This is a genomic window from Sphingobium sp. FW306-1B-F04DB (genome assembly GCF_058781925.1).
In genome coordinates, this window is sequence record NZ_JBYSXE010000015.1 from 26,515 (window position 1) to 43,564 (window position 17,050).

The window sequence follows — 17,050 nt, forward strand, 5'->3', positions numbered from 1 at the left end:
CCATCATCAATTGCCCGCCCCGGCTCGCAGGGGGCAACAAAGAGCAATAAGGCCGGATATGGGATGACCCAGAAGGTATTGCTGAATAACGTCGATCATCACGGCTTGCGGGTCATCGCCAGGCATTCGGCGGAATTCGGCGACAGCGTCAACCAGGTGCTGATCTTTCCCACCGAATTCGAGGACATCCAGCGCGAATACCCGATTCTGTTCCGCAAGGACGAGAACGGAGAGTTCCAGTCGGTCGCGCTGCTGGGGCTGGACCGCGACGAAAACCTGTTTCTCGACGAGTCCGGATGGCAGGGGCGCTATATCCCCGCGGTGCAGCAGCGCGGACCCTTTTCCATCGGGCTTGGCGAGAGGCGCGGGGGAGATGAGCCTCGCGTCGAGCCGATGATCCATATCGATCTCGATCATCCGCGCGTCAGCCGGAGCGAGGGCGAAGCCCTGTTCCTGCTACATGGCGGAAACGCGCCCTATCTGGAGCATATGGCGCGGGTGCTGCGCGCAATCTATTCAGGGCTGGAGATCAGCAAGCCGATGTTCGCCGCCTTCGAGCAGGCGGGGTTGATCGAGCCCGTGCGGCTCGAGATCAAGCTGAGCGAGGACGAGCAGTATAATGTCGCCAATTATTGCGCCGTTAGCGAGGACCGGCTCGCCGGCCTCGATGGCGCGACGCTGGAGCAACTCAACAACGCGGGCTTTCTACGCCTCGCCTTCCTGGCGGCGGCGTCGCTGCGCAATGTGAGCCGCCTTATCGAGACCAAGAACCGGCGGCGTGGGACAAGCTGACATGTCCTGGCTGCTACACAAGGGGCAGGATTAGCATGGCCGGCGTGGTGGGCAGGACGCGGGTGATCGCGGGCGTGGCACCCGATGCGATCCCCTACGGAGAACTGATGGAGGCGCAACAGCCGGCGATCCTGAAGGGGGTCGCGCGCGACTGGCCGCTTGTGCAGCGGGGCCTTGAAGGCGCCGATCAGGCCATCGCCTATCTCCGTCCCTTCTATAATGGCCGGCCGATCGCGGGCTATACCGGCCCACCCGAGATCAAGGGACGCTATTTCTACAATGACGAACTGACGGGTCTCAATTTCGAAGGCGAGCGCGTCCTTCTCGACCAATATCTCGAACGCATGCGCGCCGAGCTGGGCAATGCCGATGCGCCTTCCTTCTACATCGGCTCGACCGATGTCGACGGCTATCTGCCGGGGCTCAGGGGTGAGAACGACCTCGTGCTCAATCACGCGATGTTCGAACAGAATCCACCCATCGTCAGCGTCTGGATCGGCAACCGGACGCTCGCCTGCGCGCATTACGACATGTCCAACAACATCGCCTGCTGCATGGTCGGCCGCCGCCGCTTCACGCTGTTTCCCCCCGAGCAGGTCCACAATCTCTACCCCGGGCCGCTCGAGCCCACACCCGGTGGCCAGGTGGTCAGCATGGTCGACCTGCGCGACCCCGATCTCGATCGCTATCCCCGCGCCCGTGAGGCATTGGCGGCGGGCGAGGTGGCTGAGCTGGAGCCGGGCGATATCCTCTTCTACCCCGCGCTCTGGTGGCACCAGGTCGAGGCGCTCGATGCCTTCAACGTCATGATCAACTATTGGTGGAACACCTCGCCCGCCTTCATGGACACGCCGATGACCACGCTGCTGCACGCGCTGCTGAGCCTGCGTGACCGCCCCGAGCCCGAGAAGCAGGCTTGGCGCGAGCTGTTCGATTATTATGTCTTTGGCCCTGCCGATCGTGCGGGCGCGCATTTGCCGGAACATGCCCGCGGCAATCTGGGGCCGCTCGACGAGATGAAGGCCCGGCGTTTGCGGGGATTGCTGCAGAACCGCCTCAACCGGTGATGATACAAAAAGGGGGAGTGTCTTGGCCGAACAGATCGTGAAGCGCGTCGTCATCGCGGGAGGCGGAACCGCCGGCTGGGTTGCAGCCACCGCGCTTGCCAGAAGTCTGGGAACTCTACTGGACATCACGCTGGTGGAGTCGGACGAGATCGGGCGCGTCGGCGTCGGCGAGTCCACCGTGCCCACCGCGCACACCTTTCACCATCTGCTCGGCATCGACGAACAGGAGTTCATGCGAGAGACCGGATCGGCCTTCAAGCTCGGCATCAATTTCGAGAATTGGGGGCAGATCGGCGATCGCTACATCCACTCCTTCGGCACCCTCGGAAAGTCGACCTGGATGGCCGATTTCCACCATGTCTGGCTCGGGGCGAGGGAACTGGGGCTCGCGGGAGAGCTTGGCGACTACTGCCTCGAGCTGCAGGCCGCGCTGGAGGGCAAGTTCGCCATTTCGGACAAGTTCCGGGTCAATTACGCCTATCACCTCGATGCGAGCCTCTACGCCCGCTATCTGCGGAGCTTGAGTGAAGCCAAGGGCACGCGCCGCGTCGAGGGCAAGATCGCGACGGTCGAGCAGCACCCCGAGACGGGCTTCATCACCGCGTTGGTGCTCGAGTCCGGCGAACGGCTCGAGGGGGATCTGTTCATCGATTGCACGGGCTTTCGCGGCCTGCTGATCGAGCAGACGCTGAAGGCGGGTTTCGAGGACTGGCGGCATTGGCTGCCCAACGACAGCGCGCTTCCCGTGCAGACGACCGCCACCGGCCCTGCCATGCCCTATACCAGCGCCATCGCGCATGATGCCGGCTGGCTGTGGCGCATCCCGCTCCAGCATCGCGTCGGCACCGGGCTGGTGTACAGCAGCGATCACCTTTCGGATGACGAGGCGCATGCGCGCCTCCTCCAGATGATCGACGGCGAGGTTCTGATCGAACCCTGGCAGCTTCGCTTCCGCGCGGGGCGTCGCCTCAAGGCCTGGGACAAGAACTGTATCGCGCTCGGACTCGCCAGCGGCTTTGTAGAGCCGCTTGAATCGACCAGCATCCACATGATCATGATCGCGGTCACGCGGCTGATACAGCTCTTCCCCTTCAACGGCTGCAACGATTCGCTGATGCGGCGCTACAACGATCTGGCCCGCGACGAGATCGAGAAGATCCGCGATTTCGTCATCATGCACTACAAGCTCACCGAACGTGGCGACAGCCCGTTCTGGCAGCATTGCCGGACGATGGACATTCCCGATACGCTGGCGCAGCGCATCGCGCTGTTCCGTGAGGACGCCCATGCCTATCAGGTGGTCGAGGAGCTGTTCCGCATCGATTCCTGGGTGCAGGTCATGCTCGGCCAGCGGCTGCAGCCGCAAGGATATCATCGCTTTGCGCACGCGATGCGCCCGGAACAGCTGCAACAGGCGCTCGGCGGCCTCAAGGTCAATATCGCCGGCGCGGTCGCCGGGTTGCCTTCCCAGCAGGAATTCCTCGAGCAATACTGCCCGGTGGTTGCGGATTATCGGCGCCGCTGATCCCGGATCTTCGGGGGCCGGGAAGTCTATCGGGACCGCAGCTTTTCGTCGAAGAAGCGCTGCTGCTCGTGCCACAGGCGCTGCCAGCTCGAATGGCGGACGAAGTCATGCGCCTCACCGGGCAGCAGCACTGTCTGGATGTCGACATTGCGCGCTTCCAGCTTCTGCGCCAGGTCGACGGTCTCGAGCACGTCGACATTCATGTCCTGATCGCCGCTGAACAGCAGGACCGGCGAACGCCAGCCATCGATTGCACCGAGCGGCGAGGCCTTGAGCGCGGTTGCGCGGTCAGCATCACCGACCCCGAAAAAGACGCTGGGATTGAGGTGGCCGGGCCGCTTCGACGGCCAGCTCCAGTCGAATACGCCATGGATCGCGACTCCGGCGCTGAACAGTTCGGAATTGCGCGCGAGCGCCTGCGCCGTCAGCAGGCCGCCATAGGAGCCGCCCCAGATGCCGATCCGCTTCGGATCGACATCGGCGCGCTGCGCCAGCCAGCGGCCGGCGCCCAGCACGTCGGCATATTCCGAGGCGCCGCGCCAACCCCGGCCGGATGCCTCGCGGAAGGCGCGACCATAGCCGATCCCTGAGCGATAATTGACGCTGAGCACGACATAGCCAAGCTCGGCCAGCCGGCGGTTCATCGCGAAGTCGTTGGCGTAGTAGCTGCCGTAGTGGAATGCGGGATACATCTGTCGCGGCGGCCCGCCATGGACATAGACGAGGGCCGGGTGCGGTCCCTTGCCGGCGGGCAGGAAGAGCTGGCCCGGTACGCTGTTACCGTCAGACGCGGCGAAGCTCACCGCCTTGGGTGCCGGGGCGCTGAAATTGCGCGTATAGCCGTAGTCGGCCGCGCGCTCAGTCATCACGACGCTGCGCTTGCGCAGATCAAGCACGCGTAGCAGCGGCGCACTCTCGGCAGTGCCGCCCGTCAGTGCCGCATAGCCGCTGTCGCCCGCCACGACTGCGTTGGCGGTGACGATATCGTCGGTCGCGACCGCTTGCTCGCGTCCGCTACGCACGTCGACGATCGATATCTGTCGCGTATCGGCATTGCGGCAATTATGGACGACGAGCAGCGTGTCGGGACCGGCCAGCTCGCTTTCCGCCGCCTCGCAACCCGTCGGCGTGAGCGCGCGGATGGCACCGCCCCGTCGGTCGATGGCATAGAGGCGTCCCCAGCCATCATGCTCCGAGTAGAAGACGAGATTGTCGTTACCGGCCCAACGCAGCGCATTGTCCGAATCTTCAAGCGAAGACAGGACTGCCCGGTCGCGCGTCCGCCACAGGGTGCGCGTCGCGCCGCTGGCGAGTTCGACGGTCTCCACGGCGAAGGGCTCGCTCTCGGTCTGGTCATAGGTCACATCGTGCTGCCGCCCCGGAAAGCGCAGATAGGCGACCGTTGTGCCGTCGGGTGACAAGACAGGCGATGCGAGCCTGTGGGGGCCCGTCACGAGCCACTGAATCTGTTCCGCGCCCAGCCGGTAAAGCCCCAGAAAGCTGTAGCCGCCGCGATTTTGCGCGAAGATCAGACCCTGACCGTCCGCCGTCCAGATCGACTGGCCAAAGGCCGCGCCACCCGCGGCCAGCACTTTCGGCTGTGTGGCATCGCTGCCGAGGTCGACCGCCCAGAGATCCTTGCCCTGGCGATAGAGCAGGCGCCTTCCGTCGGGCGAGAAGAACGGACCGCTGCCCGGGGCGATCCGCACCGGCTGCGCACCCGCGCGTGTCTCGATACGCCACAGTATGGGCTGGGGCGATTCGAGCAGGCTGGCGGGATTATAGGCGGTTTCCCCGCCCGCAGACGCCGCGGTCTGGAACACAACATATCGCCCGTCGGGCGAAAGCTGGACATCGGTGATCGGCTGGCCGTCGTCGTCCTTGCGCGAGAAAAGCCTTGTGCGCGCAAAGTCCGGTGCGCGCGCGAACATGATCGTGGTTTCGGCGCCCTGGCGCACGAGCCAGGCCAAGGCGGGCACCTTGGCGGCACTGACCGACACCGCCAATGGGAAGTCGAGAAAATGGGTGTCGTCCGGCGCCGCCGCACCCAGTGGCTGCATCCAGGCCCCCAGCATTGCCGCAACCGCGATACCGACCGTCGACCTCACCATCCTATTCTCCCGCCCGATGCCGCGCGACCGCCCGGCGAACCCTCAGCCATCTCGCTATTTGACGCAGATTAGCGCGTTCATTCAAGCCGATATTTTCCGATCAGGATTCTCTTTGTCCCGGATGCTTGCGTGAACAGGCAGAAACACCTTCACCGGAATCCGAGTGCGGCAACCACCCCGAAATGATCGGAGGGGTATTCGCCATTGGTCGGCTCTGCGCCGATCAACCGGGCGTCGGTCGCGCTGAACCATTTCCGCTCCGCGAAGATATGGTCGATGACGCGAGGTGTGTGTCCCTTGGCGGGGTTCAGCGTCGAGGGAACCGAATTGAAGGGCAGGGCGCTCTGGAACCGCGTCGATGCAAGCGCTGCCAGTCCGGAATCGGAAAGCGGCGCGTTGAAGTCACCCATCAGCACCAGCGGCACGCCCTCCTGCGGCAGCCAGGACAACAGGTCCGCGATCTGGCGGGCGCGTACGGCGCCAGCGTCTTCCTGCCAGGCCAGGTGCGTGACAACCAGGTCGATCGGTCGGTTATCGGCCTGCACGCGGACCCGCAATGCCGTACGGTAATCATTCAAAGGTTCCAGTTTCCGCGTGGCCTCGTCGAGCACCGGGAGCCGGGTGAGGATCGCGTTGCCGTACCGACGCGGCGAGCCTTCAGGCTCGGTCGAGAAGAAATGGACCGAATAACCGCCCAGCGCGCGTGCCACCGTTTCCGCCTGGTTGTGCAAGCCTTTGTTCGTATCCTGCAGGACCTCCTGAAGCGCGATGACGTCGGCGTCCGCCGCGCGCAGTGCCTCGATGAGCAGTGACCGGCGCGTCGCCCAATCGCCCCTGTCGTGCCATATGTTGAAGGTGGCGACCCGCACGCCATGACGGTCCGATGGCGTTTGGAGTGTCGTACAGGCGGCAAGGGGCAGAACGGCGGTGGCGAACAGCATTTCGCGGCGGTTGAGCATCATGGCGGTCTCCTTCGTTCGCGCCATGTAAACGGTTACATGGGCTTTATGAAGCCGTCACCACTGAGGCCCCGCGGGCCCCTCAATAGACCTCGACCCAGCTGTCGCTGCCCGCATATTCGCTGGCCTTGCCCCAGCACATCAGCGCATCGCGCTCGGCGCTGCGCGTGTCGCGCTCGATCCGCAAGCGGAAGCGCTTGCAGCGAAAACCGTTGACCGTCTCTTCGCCAAGCGCGGTCATTCGGCCTTTCACGACCGAAGCCGACCAGCGCAGCGTCTCACCCGGCGCCATGCCCACCATCTTCTGGTTGAGGTTGGTGTTGGTGCGGCGCATCTCGTCCATGAGTGCGAGGCGGTACCAGCCTTCATTGGTCTTGCCGCCTTCGCATCCTTGGCAACGCACCTCGCCGAGCGCGTGGTAGGCGTCGATCTCCGCCTTCTTGTCGGCGGGAACCGGCATGCGGCTGGGATATTTTGCGTCCGCAGCGGCCATGTCGCGGCGCGCGCGATCGGTGGCACTGACGGGCGCAGCGCGTCCGGTGTCCGATCGGGGCGGATCGATGCAATCGCTCGGACCCGCTTGCGCGGCGGCAGCCGCAGTGCCGGCCAGATCTGAGCCGAGGTCACCGTCGCCGCGCGCTGCTCCCATCAGCGATCCCTTGAGACCGAGCAGGCCGCGTTTCTTTTTGGCCTTCGCTACTCGCGCCGCGCAGCCTTCCTTCTGTGCCGCGGCCGGAGTCTGTGCCCAGCCTGTGGCGAGCAACGCCGCCAGAGCGGTAGTTGCGATCATAGCGTTTCGCTTCATGCGGGGCCCTTTCAATTGCGCTGTGGATGCCGCGATCGATATCTCTGCGGCACGGCCTTGTACGAACGCCGTGCTCGGGGGCCGTGCGCGCTGCGTCCGGCGCGGTCGCCAATGCGACCAGGGCCGCCAAGCCCCACCCCTACGTTCGCGGTCGATCGCCCAAGCACGACGCTGCTGCGACAAAGCAGGACGCCAATCGCGAAATGTCGCGCTATGTAACGGCTTTGGATATGGATCGCGCATGGCCATGACACGACACTTCCGTCAGGCAACGCAACTCACCGCAGCGCTGTGGCTGTCGTCGGGCGCATTGCTCATGCTGCCGATGTATTTCGACCGGACCAGCCCCACGCTCGAAGACTGGCTGCTCACGCTCACCATCATCACGCTTGGCGCGCTGCTTTCGGGTGCGCTTTTCGGCGTGGCATTCGCGATGCGCGATCGCAATGTTGCTGCGCGGGTCGTCGTGCTCGCAGTCGTTATCGCGACGATTTCGATGCTGTTCGCCTTTGCCGTCGCCGCGATCGTCGCTGCGATCACGCCCAGCGTTGCCACGCGGGCGCCCTATCCAATGCGGATCACCAACAATTTTGCGTTCTTCTCGTGGCAGTTCGCGCTCCTCGGCACGCTCTATTCGGTGCTGCAGGCCAATCACCGGGCGCGTGAGCGCGAAAGGCTTCTCGCCGCGGCGCGCCAGGCAGCTGCGGAGGCCAATGCCGCAGCCACCAGCGCGCGGCTGGCGGCTTTGCGCTATCAGCTCAATCCGCATTTCCTGTTCAACACGCTCAACGCGATCTCTTCGCTCGTCGTTACGCGGCGAAGTGCCGAAGCCGAAGAAATGCTCGGACGCCTGTCCGAATTCCTGCGTGCGACACTGGCGGGTGATCCCGAAGGCCCCACCACGATCGAGGATGAGCTGGCGACGCTCCAGACCTATCTCGAGGTCGAGAGCATCCGCTTCGGCAATCGGTTGGCGGTCGAATTCGCCTGTCCCGCGCAACTGCGCGACGCGTTGATTCCGGGCTTCATCCTCCAGCCGTTGGTCGAGAATGCGATCAAATATGCGGTCGCGCCTGCCACCCGCCCAGTCACGATCCGCGTCGAGGCGGCGCAGCACGACGAGGAACTGGTGATCGCCGTCGAGGATGACGGCGATCCCGCGCCCGCGGGCGAGGGCTCGCATGCGAGTATCGGTGTCGGCCTCAGCAACGTGCGTCAGCGGCTCGATGTGCTCTATGGTGATGCGGCGAGGCTCGACGCGGTCCCGTGCGACCCGGGCTTCAGGGCGACTATCCGCCTGCCGCTGTCCTTTGGCGCGCCGGCATTGCGCGAGGCCGCAGAATGAGCCTGCGCGTGCTGATCGTCGATGACGAGCCGCTGGCAATCGACCGGCTGCGCGAATTTTTTGGTGACATCGAAGGTGTCGAGGTGGTCGGCGACGCCAGCGATGGCCGCAGCGCCACCGAGGCGATCACCGCGCTGAAACCCGATCTGGTAATGCTCGACATCCAGATGCCCGAACGCAGCGGCATGGCGGTCGCCGCCGACCTGCCCGCCGAGGGACGGCCCGAGATCATCTTCGTCACGGCTTTCGAGCATTACGCGCCTGACGCCTTCGAGGTCGAGGCGGTTGACTATCTGCTCAAGCCCGTGCGCTTTGACCGGTTGCGCCAGGCGATCACGCGCGCCCGGCGCCGACGCACGCTGCAAGCGGCTGCAGAGCACGCGGGCGCGGTCGACCCCGCGCCATCACCATATCACGAGGCGATCTGGGTACAGGTCCGCAGTGGCTCGGTGCGCGTGCCCGTCGACATCATCGACTGGATCGAGGCAGCCAAGGACTATGTGCTGCTCCACACCGCGACGCGAAGCTATCTGCACCGCAGTTCGATGACTGCGCTCGAGGCTATCCTGGATCCCGCCAGGCTGATGCGCGTGCATCGTTCGAGCTTTGTCAGCCCCGGTCGCGTTGACGGCATAGAGCGGCTGGGGAAGGGGCTCATCGCGTTGAAGCTATCCGACGGCGCCGTTGTTGCCGTCGGCCCAAACTACACAAAGGCTGTGCTGACACGGCTCCAGGCATCAGCATTGGCTGGATAGATCGTCATGGTCCGTTCGCGGGCCGCGACAGGTCGAGAAGCGGAAGCGCGCCAGCTATTGGCTACGCTGCCCGGCTTGGCGGTGGCCACGACCGCTGCGGCGTGCCTCTAATTTTCCTGCCCGGAATCGGCGGACCAGTAAGCGGCCAATGCCGGGCGCGGAGCCTTGGAGGACCGCCGGTCAGAACTCAATCCGCGGCAACGACATGGTCGCTCGGCGCGGGCCTGCGGCAGAACCAGACCACCGCGATCATCGCCACCGCCAGTATCGAACTGATCCAGAACAGCTCGAGCGAGGAGAGCAGATAGGACTGGTTGACGACCTGGTGGTAGATCGATCCTGCCGCCTGAAGCGGGCTCAGGCCCTGGGACTGAAGCTGCTCCACCGCGCCGCGATAGGCTGGCGAAAACGGGCTTCCCGCCTCGGTCAGCCGCACCTGGTGCAGCGCCTCGCGCCGATCCCAGTGGGTCGTGATGATCGAGGCAGCGAAACTGCCCGCCGTGATCCGCGCGAAGTTCGACAACCCGCTCGCCGCGGGAACCCGCTCGGCCGGGATGCCATCCAGCAGGATGGTCACCAGCGGCACGAAGAAGATGGTCAGGCCGATGCCCTGCAGCGCCAGCGGCGCCGCCAGGACGAGGAAGCTCGCATCGGGCGTGAATTGCGACCGCATCCAGAAGGATCCCGCCAGGCACAGAAAGGCGATGGTCGCCATCCAGCGCGGTTCGAGCTTGAGCCTGCCGAACAGCGGTGCCGACAGAACGGCCAGCAGCCCCGAGGGCGCGGCCACGAGGCCGGCCCAGGTGGCGTTGTAGTTCTGATATTGCTGGAGCCAGAGCGGCAGCAGCAGGTTGTTGGCGAAGAACAGCGCATAACCGAGGCAGAGCGCGAGCGAGCCAAAGGCGAAGTTGCGGCGGCCGAAGAAAGACAGGTCGACGATCGGGTGCCGCTCGGTTGCTTCCCAGATCACCCAGGCGGCAAAGCCGATGAGCGCACAGAGCGCCAGCGCGACGATCAACGGGTTGTGGAACCAGTCGCGGTCCTTGCCAAGGTCGAGCATGGTCTGGAGGCTGAACACCCAGAAGGCGAGCAGGATGAGCCCGACCGTATCGATCGGGATCTTGCGCGTCGGCGTCTCGCGATCGTGGAGATAGCGCCAGCTCAGCGCTGCGGTTGCTATCCCGAAGGGCACGTTGATCAGGAAGATCCAGCCCCAGAAATAATTGTCCGAGATATAGCCGCCGAGCACCGGGCCCAGCGCCGGCGCCGCCAGCGTCGTCGTTGACCAGATGGAGAGCGCCGTCCCGCGTTTGTGCGCCGGGAAGATCGAGAGCAGCAGCGCCTGGCTGCCCGGGATCATCGGCCCGGATACGCCCCCCTGCAGGATGCGGAAGAAGATCAGCGAGGGCAGATCCCAGGCGATGCCACAGAGCAGCGAGGCGATGGTGAAGGCGATCACCGAGACGGTGAAGGTCCGCACCACGCCGAAACGGCCCATCAGCCAACCGGTGAGCGGCACGGTCACGCCGTTCGCCACCGCGAAGGAGGTAATGACCCAGGTGCCGCTGTCGGTGCTGACGCCCAGATTGCCCGAAATGGTGGGCAGCGAGACGTTGGCGATCGTGCCGTCGAGCACCTGCATGAACGTGCCGAGCGCAAGCGCGATCGCAGCAATGCCCAACGCCGCGCCGCTCAGCGGCGCCGGCTGCGCGCCCGGTGGCGCGGGTGCGCTCACCGGGCGGCTCCCATGTTCCGGGCGATGATCTGGCGGATGCGGGCTTCGACCTGCGGGCCGCCATCGACCACCTCCTGCCTGCCGCCGGCGGGCGGTGCGCTGCCGGCGACCGTCGGGCCCGAACGATCGCTGGTGTCGACCGTCGTCGTCACCGACAGGCCGACGCGCAACGGGTTCCGCGCGAGCTCCTTGGGATCGAGCGCAATGCGGACGGGCACGCGCTGAACGATCTTGATCCAGTTGCCCGAGGCGTTCTGCGGCGGCAGCAGCGAGAAGGCATTGCCCGAACCGGCGCCGAGACCCAGCACCTTACCGTGGAAGGTGACGGAGCGGCCGTAGATGTCGGCCTCGATCGTCACCGGCTGGCCGACGCGCATGTCCTGAAGCTGGGTCTCGCGGAAGTTCGCGTCCACCCAAAGGCTGTCGAGCGGCACCACCGCCATCAGCGGCGTGCCCGGCGCGACGCGCTGGCCGAGCTGCACCGTGCGCTGCGCCACCACGCCGCCGACGGGCGCGGAAATGTGCATATAGGCACGGCTGATCGCGGCGCGGCGCACGGCAGCCATCGCCGCGAGCACCGCCGGATTGTTATAGACATCGGTGCCCTGAATGGCGCTTGCGGCCTGCGAATGCTTGGCGCGGGCAAGGTTGAGGTCGGCACGCGCCGTGTTGACCGCATCCGCGGCATGGCTCACCTCCTCACCCGAGACCGCACCGTCGGCGGCCGCGGCCCTGCGGCGGCGATAGTCATTCTCGGCCTTGCCGAGATCGGTCTGCGAGGAGGCGATTTCAGCCGAAGCCTCATCCACCGCCGCGCGCTGCGACCGGAAGTTGCGAACCGCCTGTCCGAGCTGCGCCTCGGCCGAGGCCAGTGCGACGTCCTCCGTTGCGGGGTCGAGATCGATCAGCGGCGCGCCGCGGTTCACATGTTGGGTGTTGTCGGCGTGGAGCGCGATGACGGTGCCGCCTTCGCGCGTCGTGATCGAGACGATGTCGCCGCCCACATAGGCGTCGTCGGTCGTCTCGCTCGACGGCGCCAGCAGGCGCATCACCGCATAGGCAAGCGCCCCGATCAGCACGACGGCGCCGAGGATGAGAAATCCGAGCCGGCGCTTGCGGGATCTGGATGGCGTTTCGATTGCGGCCTCGGCCTGGATGGGGGTCTGGGCGTTCATGGGGTTGCTTTCGATCGAGAGTTTCGCGGATTCGTCAGTGGGTGGCGGCCGGCGCGCGGGAGCCAAGTGGGTTCGCGGGGTCGAAGCCGCCGCCAAGCGCCGCGACGAGCTGGATACGGCTGTCGAGCGATGCCGCCTGGAGGTTGACCAGATCCTGTTCGGCCTCGAGCAGGCGGAAGCCCGAATCGATCGCGTCGAGCTGCGAGCCGAGGCCGGTGCGGACGCGCACCTGATCGAGCCGCACGGTGTCGCGTAGCCCGGCGACGACACGGCCCTGCTCCGCCACGTCGTCATCGGCCGCGCGGACGCTCGTCGCGGCGTCGGCGGATTCGCGGACCGCCGCGAGCACCGTGTTGTTGTAGCTTGCCACCGCGTCGTCGAGGTCGGCGGTCGCGTGGGCGTACTGCGCCCTGAGCTTGCCGCCCTCGAAGATGGGGATATGGATCGCGACGCCGCCGCCGGCCTGAAGCGCACCGCCGGTGAAGAGGTTGCCGAAGCCGAGCGTTGACGCGCCGATCAACGCCTGCAGATTGACGTTGGGCAGGAAATCCGCGCGGGCGACCGCGCGACCCTGTACCGCCACGTCGATGCGCGCCTGGCCCGCGAGCAGATCGGGGCGACGGCCGAGCAGGTCGGCGGGCAGGATCCCGGGCACCTCGGGCGGCCTGTCGAGCGCGATCGTCGGTGCGGTGATTTCCGGATAGAAGTCCGCGCCGCGGCCGACCAGCGCGGTGAGCGCGTGAACGAGCAAATCGCGCTGCTTCTCGGCGCGGGTCCTCACCTGCTCGGCCTGAGCCAGCAGCGTTTCGGCCTGTCGCAGCTCGAACTCGTTCGAAAGCTGATTGTTGATGCGCGACTGGACGTAGCGCAGCGCATTCTGGCGGGTGGCGATGAAGCCGTCGGCGACCGCGATGAGCCGGTTGGCCCGCGCCAGGCCGACATAGGTCTGCGCGATCGAGGTCGAGATCGCAAGGCGAGCCGCCGCCGCATCGAACCGGGCGGCATCGGCGCTTGCCGAGGCCTGCCGCACGAGCGAGCGCTGGCGCCCGAACAGATCCAGATCCCAGTTGAGCGAACCCTGCACCACCGAGATCGTGCGATCGCTGCCGCCATAGGGCGGAGGGATCAGGGCTTTGTCGCTGAGCCGCTGATGCTCCACACTGCCACTGGCGTCGACCTGCGGAAGCTGATCGGCATGGCGTATGTCCACCAGCGCCTCGGCCGCGCGGATTCGGGCCAGCGCTGCGTCGAGCGACGGATTGCCCGCGAGGCCCATTTCTTCGAGGCGGTTGAGCTGAGCGTCGCCATATGCGGTCCACCAGGCCGTATCGATCGTCGCTCTCTGATCCTCGAGCCCAAGCGAGCTCCACTGGACCGGCGCCACCTGCGGCTTGTCATGCGGCACCGCCACGCAGCCGGCGAGCAGGGACGTCACCAACATCGTCAGGGCTGTCCGCTTTTTCATGATCATGCCTCCACCACCGGGCGGCCCGCCACGAAGGCGTTGCGCTCGATCGAATCCGCGAGCTTGCTGAGAAGCATCATGAGATGCTCGATCTCGGCTTCGGTGAGGCCGGCCAGGACTTTGTCGCAGCGCCGGGCAGAGATCGGCCCGATCTCGACGAGCTTCGCGCATCCGGCCTGGGTCAGACTCAGCGTGACCATGCGCCGATCCGCGACGTTGCGTTCGCGAGCCAGCAAATGTCGTGCCTCGAGCCCATCGGTGACACGGGCCAGAGCGCTCTTCGGCATCTGCATCGCTGCGGCCAGCTCGCCCACTGTCATAGGGCCAGCCCGGTTGATGCCATCAAGGACGCTCCACTGCGTGAAGTTGAGATCGGCGGCGCCGAAACGGGCTTCGATCGTCGACTGAACGAGACGGTTTGCGCGCCGGAGCAGACGCCCGAGGGAAGGCTCGGCGCGCAATTTGGACACGCTGGAAGTTGTCATATCGACCGCGGCCGGCAGAGCCGGCTGCGCGGCAGCATTGGTGTCGCGCGCGTCCGAATTGGGTGACAGCATGGTGAGACGGCTCACAACCGATCCTTTCCGCGCAGGCTTCGCCGGCCGCCCGAAACGGGCGCTCAGCGGAAGCCTCGATCTGAGAGGGCCGGCCCGCACCCCCGGGGAGGAGAGGAGATGGAGGTGCGGACCGAGGCAGGACTTGCTCCGGGGCAGGGGCGTCCGTCGCTGCTGACGTCGATCTAGAAATTGCGGCCGCGAAGGTCCAAGATCATTGGTCTCGGGTTCCCAACTTTTTCGGTATGGCGGCAATGGAGCTAAGACAGCTTCGCTATTTCCTCGCTGTCTGTCGCACGATGAACTTTACCCGTGCGGCCGAGGAGATGCACATCGCGCAGCCACCGCTCAGCCGGCAGATCAGCAATCTCGAGGACGAGCTGGGCGTCCGCCTGATCGATCGCGACGCCAGACCCATGCGCCTCACCAGTTCGGGCGAATTCTTCCGGGAACGCGCGCAGGAAATCATCTCGCGGGTCGATCGCCTCAAGACGGAAACGATTGCTTATGGTCGCGGCGGACGGCAGACGGTCCGGGTCGGCTTCGAGACCTCGGTGATCTACGGTCATCTGCCAGCGGTCATCAAACATCTGCGCGCGCTCAACCCGCATCTCGACATCGACCTGCGCGCGCTGTCCACCCCCGAACAGCTCGCCGCCATTCGCGATGGAATAATCGACGTCGGCGTTGGGCGCGAGCGGGTCGGCGACGACCATGTCGAACAGATCGAGATCCGACAGGAGCCCTTTGTCGTTGCGCTATATCCCAGCCATCCACTGGCGGCAGACAGCCTGCCCGCGCTGCGCTTTGCCGACCTCGCCGGGGATACCTTCATCTCCTATCGTGACCAGTCCGCGGGACGCCGGTCGGATCCGGTCGCGCGCCTCATGGACCGAGCCAATTTCGTGCCGATCCGGAAGACTGAGATCCAGGATCTCCTTGCCGCCCTCGGTCTTGTTGCGGCGGAAGCCGGAATCTGCGTCGTGCCCGCTACGGTGCAGCGGATGCGGAGCAGCGACGTCTGCTACAGGCCGCTGGAAGAAGATGGTGCGATGTCGTCAATATTTCTGAGTTTCATGCGTGGATCGACTTCTCCGATTATCCGACAAACCAAGGAAGTGCTCGATCGGCTGCTGCAGGACTCACAACATTGATCGCGATGAAAAGGCGGCGCGGCAAAGGCTGCGGTGCTTCGCGATCGCGAGTAAATAGCTGAATCTGCCAAGTCGGTGCAGCCGATATGCATCGGCCAAATGTGCCGAGCCGGAAAACATTAGTACTCGATCAGCCTGCGACATGCGCGTAGGGCGAGGCCTCCCCAAGCCATGGATCGCGCGTTGCATGGCGCCATTCGCTCAGTTCGCGGCGGAGTGTTTCGAGCAACTCCCGGGCGCCCGGTTTGCCTGCCAGATTGACCAACTCGTCAGGGTCGTTGCGCAGATCATAAAGTTCTTCCGCAGGGCGCTTGAGATAGGCGGCCTGCTTTCGCTTACCCAGCCGAATTGACGGGTCAGCGGCAATCGCCTTCCAGCTTGGCGAGCCGCCGACATCGCCCGCGATGGGATAGTCGAGCGGATAGGCCAGATTGACGATATAGGAATGCGTGCGCGTGCGGATCGCGCGCATGGGGTAATATTGATTGATTTCGTGGAATTCGTGGCTCGCGAAGACCGCATCATGGCCCGGCGCGTCGGCGCTGCCGAGCAGGGGCAGCAGTGACTTTCCGGGCAACGGCGCGCGCGGCCCGGCGGCACCCGTCCAGTCGAGGATCGTTGGCACGATGTCGATGAAACTGACCATCGCTGCATTGACCGCGCCACCCTTGTGTCCCGGCGCATGGATGATGAGGGGCAGATGCAGCCCCGGCGCGTAAAGATTGGTCTTGGCGCCCGGAAAGGGCCGGCCATTGTCGCTCAGATAGATGACCAGCGTGTCTTCGGCGTGACCCGCCGCCCCAAGTTCGTCGAGCAACAGCCCTATGCCGCTGTCAAGGCGGCTGACCGATTCATAGTAAGCGGCGAGATCCTGTCGGACGACGGGCAGATCGGGGAGGTGCGAGGGCACGGTCACCTGGACGGGGTCGTAGTGCACGGGGTCGACGCGCGGCCAGGCGCCATTGCCATAGCCCCCGGGTGCTCGGTGTGGATCGCTATAGCCGACCGTCACGAAGAACGGTCGCTCACCCGAAGACCGGACGAAATCGGCAGCGGCCCTGGCCATGGCGTAAACATCACGAACGCCGCTCCGCTCCGGCAGCAGCTCCGTATCATACGGAAAGGCGGCATCTGGCCGGACATGCTTCTTGCCTACCAGCGCAGTCGCATAGCCCGCCTTTTTCAAAAGCGCCGGGATTGTCTCGACACCGTCCAGTAGCGACTGGTTGTGGAAGTCGTGCGCGAGGCCATACATCCCGTTCTGGTGGGTGTAGAGCCCGGTATAGATAACCGAGCGACTTGGGCTGCACGACGAGACCGCAGCATAGGCATTTGCGAAGCGCGTGCCGACCTTTGCGAGTGTATCGATGCGCGGCGTGCGGATATTCGTCCCATAGCATCCCGCATCAAGGCCCTGATCGTCGGCAATCAGCAGCAGCACATTGCGCTGCTTTCCACCCCGTGAGGAGGCGATTGTTTGCGCCGCTGCGCCCGGCCCCGGTACAGCGGCGCCGGTGAGCAGACCGGCAGCGGCGGTCAGCAGCGTGCGGCGATCCATAGACGGGGTACCTATCAGAATCCGAACCGCGTGGACAACTGCCAGGCACG

General features: G+C 65.3%; 14 protein-coding genes. 6 read left to right on the plus strand and 8 right to left on the minus strand.

Features of this window, described 5'->3' with window-relative positions; genetic code table 11:
- Positions 1 to 63: 63 nt before the first annotated feature.
- Genes AC3WJD_RS09290 through AC3WJD_RS09300 form a run of 3 tightly spaced genes read left to right on the plus strand, consistent with a single transcriptional unit; the run spans position 64 to position 3,384 of the window.
- The gene (locus AC3WJD_RS09290) at positions 64 to 792 is read left to right on the plus strand and encodes a SapC family protein (RefSeq protein WP_492746328.1); all 729 of its coding nucleotides are present in this window, start codon (positions 64 to 66) and stop codon (positions 790 to 792) included.
- 35 nt (positions 793 to 827) lie between these two features.
- Complete coding sequence (locus tag AC3WJD_RS09295; RefSeq protein ID WP_492746329.1) at positions 828 to 1,859, plus strand: cupin-like domain-containing protein; 1,032 nt, start codon at positions 828 to 830, stop codon at positions 1,857 to 1,859.
- A gap of 22 nt (positions 1,860 to 1,881) precedes the next feature.
- Positions 1,882 to 3,384 (plus strand): tryptophan halogenase family protein, encoded by a 1,503-nt coding sequence (locus AC3WJD_RS09300; RefSeq protein ID WP_492746330.1) that lies wholly within the window; start codon positions 1,882 to 1,884, stop codon positions 3,382 to 3,384.
- 26 nt (positions 3,385 to 3,410) lie between these two features.
- Here AC3WJD_RS09300 and AC3WJD_RS09305 read toward each other — a convergent pair whose 3' ends face one another.
- The 3 genes from AC3WJD_RS09305 to AC3WJD_RS09315 form a co-directional block, all read right to left on the minus strand.
- Complete coding sequence (locus tag AC3WJD_RS09305) at positions 3,411 to 5,495, minus strand: S9 family peptidase (RefSeq protein ID WP_492746331.1); 2,085 nt, start codon at positions 5,493 to 5,495, stop codon at positions 3,411 to 3,413.
- Positions 5,496 to 5,644: 149 nt separating this feature from the next.
- Positions 5,645 to 6,457, minus strand: a complete 813-nt coding sequence (locus AC3WJD_RS09310; protein ID WP_492746332.1) for an endonuclease/exonuclease/phosphatase family protein — start codon at positions 6,455 to 6,457, stop codon at positions 5,645 to 5,647.
- 79 nt (positions 6,458 to 6,536) lie between these two features.
- Positions 6,537 to 7,259, minus strand: coding sequence for a hypothetical protein (locus tag AC3WJD_RS09315; protein ID WP_492746333.1), 723 nt, complete (start codon positions 7,257 to 7,259; stop codon positions 6,537 to 6,539).
- A gap of 241 nt (positions 7,260 to 7,500) precedes the next feature.
- On the opposite strand from AC3WJD_RS09315, the gene AC3WJD_RS09320 reads away from it, so the two are divergent.
- Positions 7,501 to 8,604: a sensor histidine kinase gene (locus AC3WJD_RS09320; RefSeq protein WP_492746334.1), complete on the plus strand. Its 1,104-nt coding sequence runs from the start codon at positions 7,501 to 7,503 to the stop codon at positions 8,602 to 8,604.
- Positions 8,601 to 9,359 (plus strand): LytR/AlgR family response regulator transcription factor, encoded by a 759-nt coding sequence (locus tag AC3WJD_RS09325; RefSeq protein WP_492746335.1) that lies wholly within the window; start codon positions 8,601 to 8,603, stop codon positions 9,357 to 9,359. The genes AC3WJD_RS09320 and AC3WJD_RS09325 overlap by 4 nt, the downstream gene beginning before the upstream one ends.
- 187 nt (positions 9,360 to 9,546) lie before the next feature.
- Here AC3WJD_RS09325 and AC3WJD_RS09330 read toward each other — a convergent pair whose 3' ends face one another.
- From AC3WJD_RS09330 to AC3WJD_RS09345, 4 genes are read right to left on the minus strand one after another with little or no spacing between them, the layout of a single operon-like run.
- Positions 9,547 to 11,094, minus strand: a complete 1,548-nt coding sequence (locus AC3WJD_RS09330; protein WP_492746336.1) for a DHA2 family efflux MFS transporter permease subunit — start codon at positions 11,092 to 11,094, stop codon at positions 9,547 to 9,549.
- Positions 11,091 to 12,269: an HlyD family secretion protein gene (locus AC3WJD_RS09335; protein ID WP_492746337.1), complete on the minus strand. Its 1,179-nt coding sequence runs from the start codon at positions 12,267 to 12,269 to the stop codon at positions 11,091 to 11,093. The genes AC3WJD_RS09330 and AC3WJD_RS09335 overlap by 4 nt, the downstream gene beginning before the upstream one ends.
- Positions 12,270 to 12,303: 34 nt before the next feature.
- The gene (locus AC3WJD_RS09340; protein WP_492746338.1) at positions 12,304 to 13,734 is read right to left on the minus strand and encodes an efflux transporter outer membrane subunit; all 1,431 of its coding nucleotides are present in this window, start codon (positions 13,732 to 13,734) and stop codon (positions 12,304 to 12,306) included.
- A 2-nt stretch (positions 13,735 to 13,736) separates the two neighbouring features.
- The gene (locus tag AC3WJD_RS09345) at positions 13,737 to 14,306 is read right to left on the minus strand and encodes a MarR family winged helix-turn-helix transcriptional regulator (RefSeq protein WP_492746339.1); all 570 of its coding nucleotides are present in this window, start codon (positions 14,304 to 14,306) and stop codon (positions 13,737 to 13,739) included.
- Between the two features lie 236 nt (positions 14,307 to 14,542).
- Between AC3WJD_RS09345 and AC3WJD_RS09350 the strand changes: the two genes are divergently transcribed.
- A complete protein-coding gene (locus AC3WJD_RS09350) occupies positions 14,543 to 15,442 on the plus strand; it encodes a LysR family transcriptional regulator (RefSeq protein WP_492746340.1) in 900 nt (299 codons plus the stop codon).
- 130 nt (positions 15,443 to 15,572) lie between these two features.
- On the opposite strand, the gene AC3WJD_RS09355 is transcribed toward AC3WJD_RS09350, so the two are convergent.
- Complete coding sequence (locus AC3WJD_RS09355; RefSeq protein ID WP_492746341.1) at positions 15,573 to 17,000, minus strand: sulfatase family protein; 1,428 nt, start codon at positions 16,998 to 17,000, stop codon at positions 15,573 to 15,575.
- Positions 17,001 to 17,050 lie beyond the last annotated feature (50 nt).

Bases quoted from the DNA above. Each gene is read 5' to 3' on its own strand.
- AC3WJD_RS09290 (WP_492746328.1), top strand. From the start codon at position 64: ATGACCCAGAAGGTATTGCTGAATAACGTCGATCATCACGGCTTGCGG.
- AC3WJD_RS09295 (WP_492746329.1), top strand. From the start codon at position 828: ATGGCCGGCGTGGTGGGCAGGACGCGGGTGATCGCGGGCGTGGCACCC.
- AC3WJD_RS09305 (WP_492746331.1), bottom strand. From the start codon at position 5,495: ATGGTGAGGTCGACGGTCGGTATCGCGGTTGCGGCAATGCTGGGGGCC.
- AC3WJD_RS09310 (WP_492746332.1), bottom strand. From the start codon at position 6,457: ATGATGCTCAACCGCCGCGAAATGCTGTTCGCCACCGCCGTTCTGCCC.
- AC3WJD_RS09315 (WP_492746333.1), bottom strand. From the start codon at position 7,259: ATGAAGCGAAACGCTATGATCGCAACTACCGCTCTGGCGGCGTTGCTC.
- AC3WJD_RS09320 (WP_492746334.1), top strand. From the start codon at position 7,501: ATGGCCATGACACGACACTTCCGTCAGGCAACGCAACTCACCGCAGCG.
- AC3WJD_RS09325 (WP_492746335.1), top strand. From the start codon at position 8,601: ATGAGCCTGCGCGTGCTGATCGTCGATGACGAGCCGCTGGCAATCGAC.
- AC3WJD_RS09335 (WP_492746337.1), bottom strand. From the start codon at position 12,269: ATGAACGCCCAGACCCCCATCCAGGCCGAGGCCGCAATCGAAACGCCA.
- AC3WJD_RS09340 (WP_492746338.1), bottom strand. From the start codon at position 13,734: ATGAAAAAGCGGACAGCCCTGACGATGTTGGTGACGTCCCTGCTCGCC.
- AC3WJD_RS09350 (WP_492746340.1), top strand. From the start codon at position 14,543: ATGGAGCTAAGACAGCTTCGCTATTTCCTCGCTGTCTGTCGCACGATG.
- AC3WJD_RS09355 (WP_492746341.1), bottom strand. From the start codon at position 17,000: ATGGATCGCCGCACGCTGCTGACCGCCGCTGCCGGTCTGCTCACCGGC.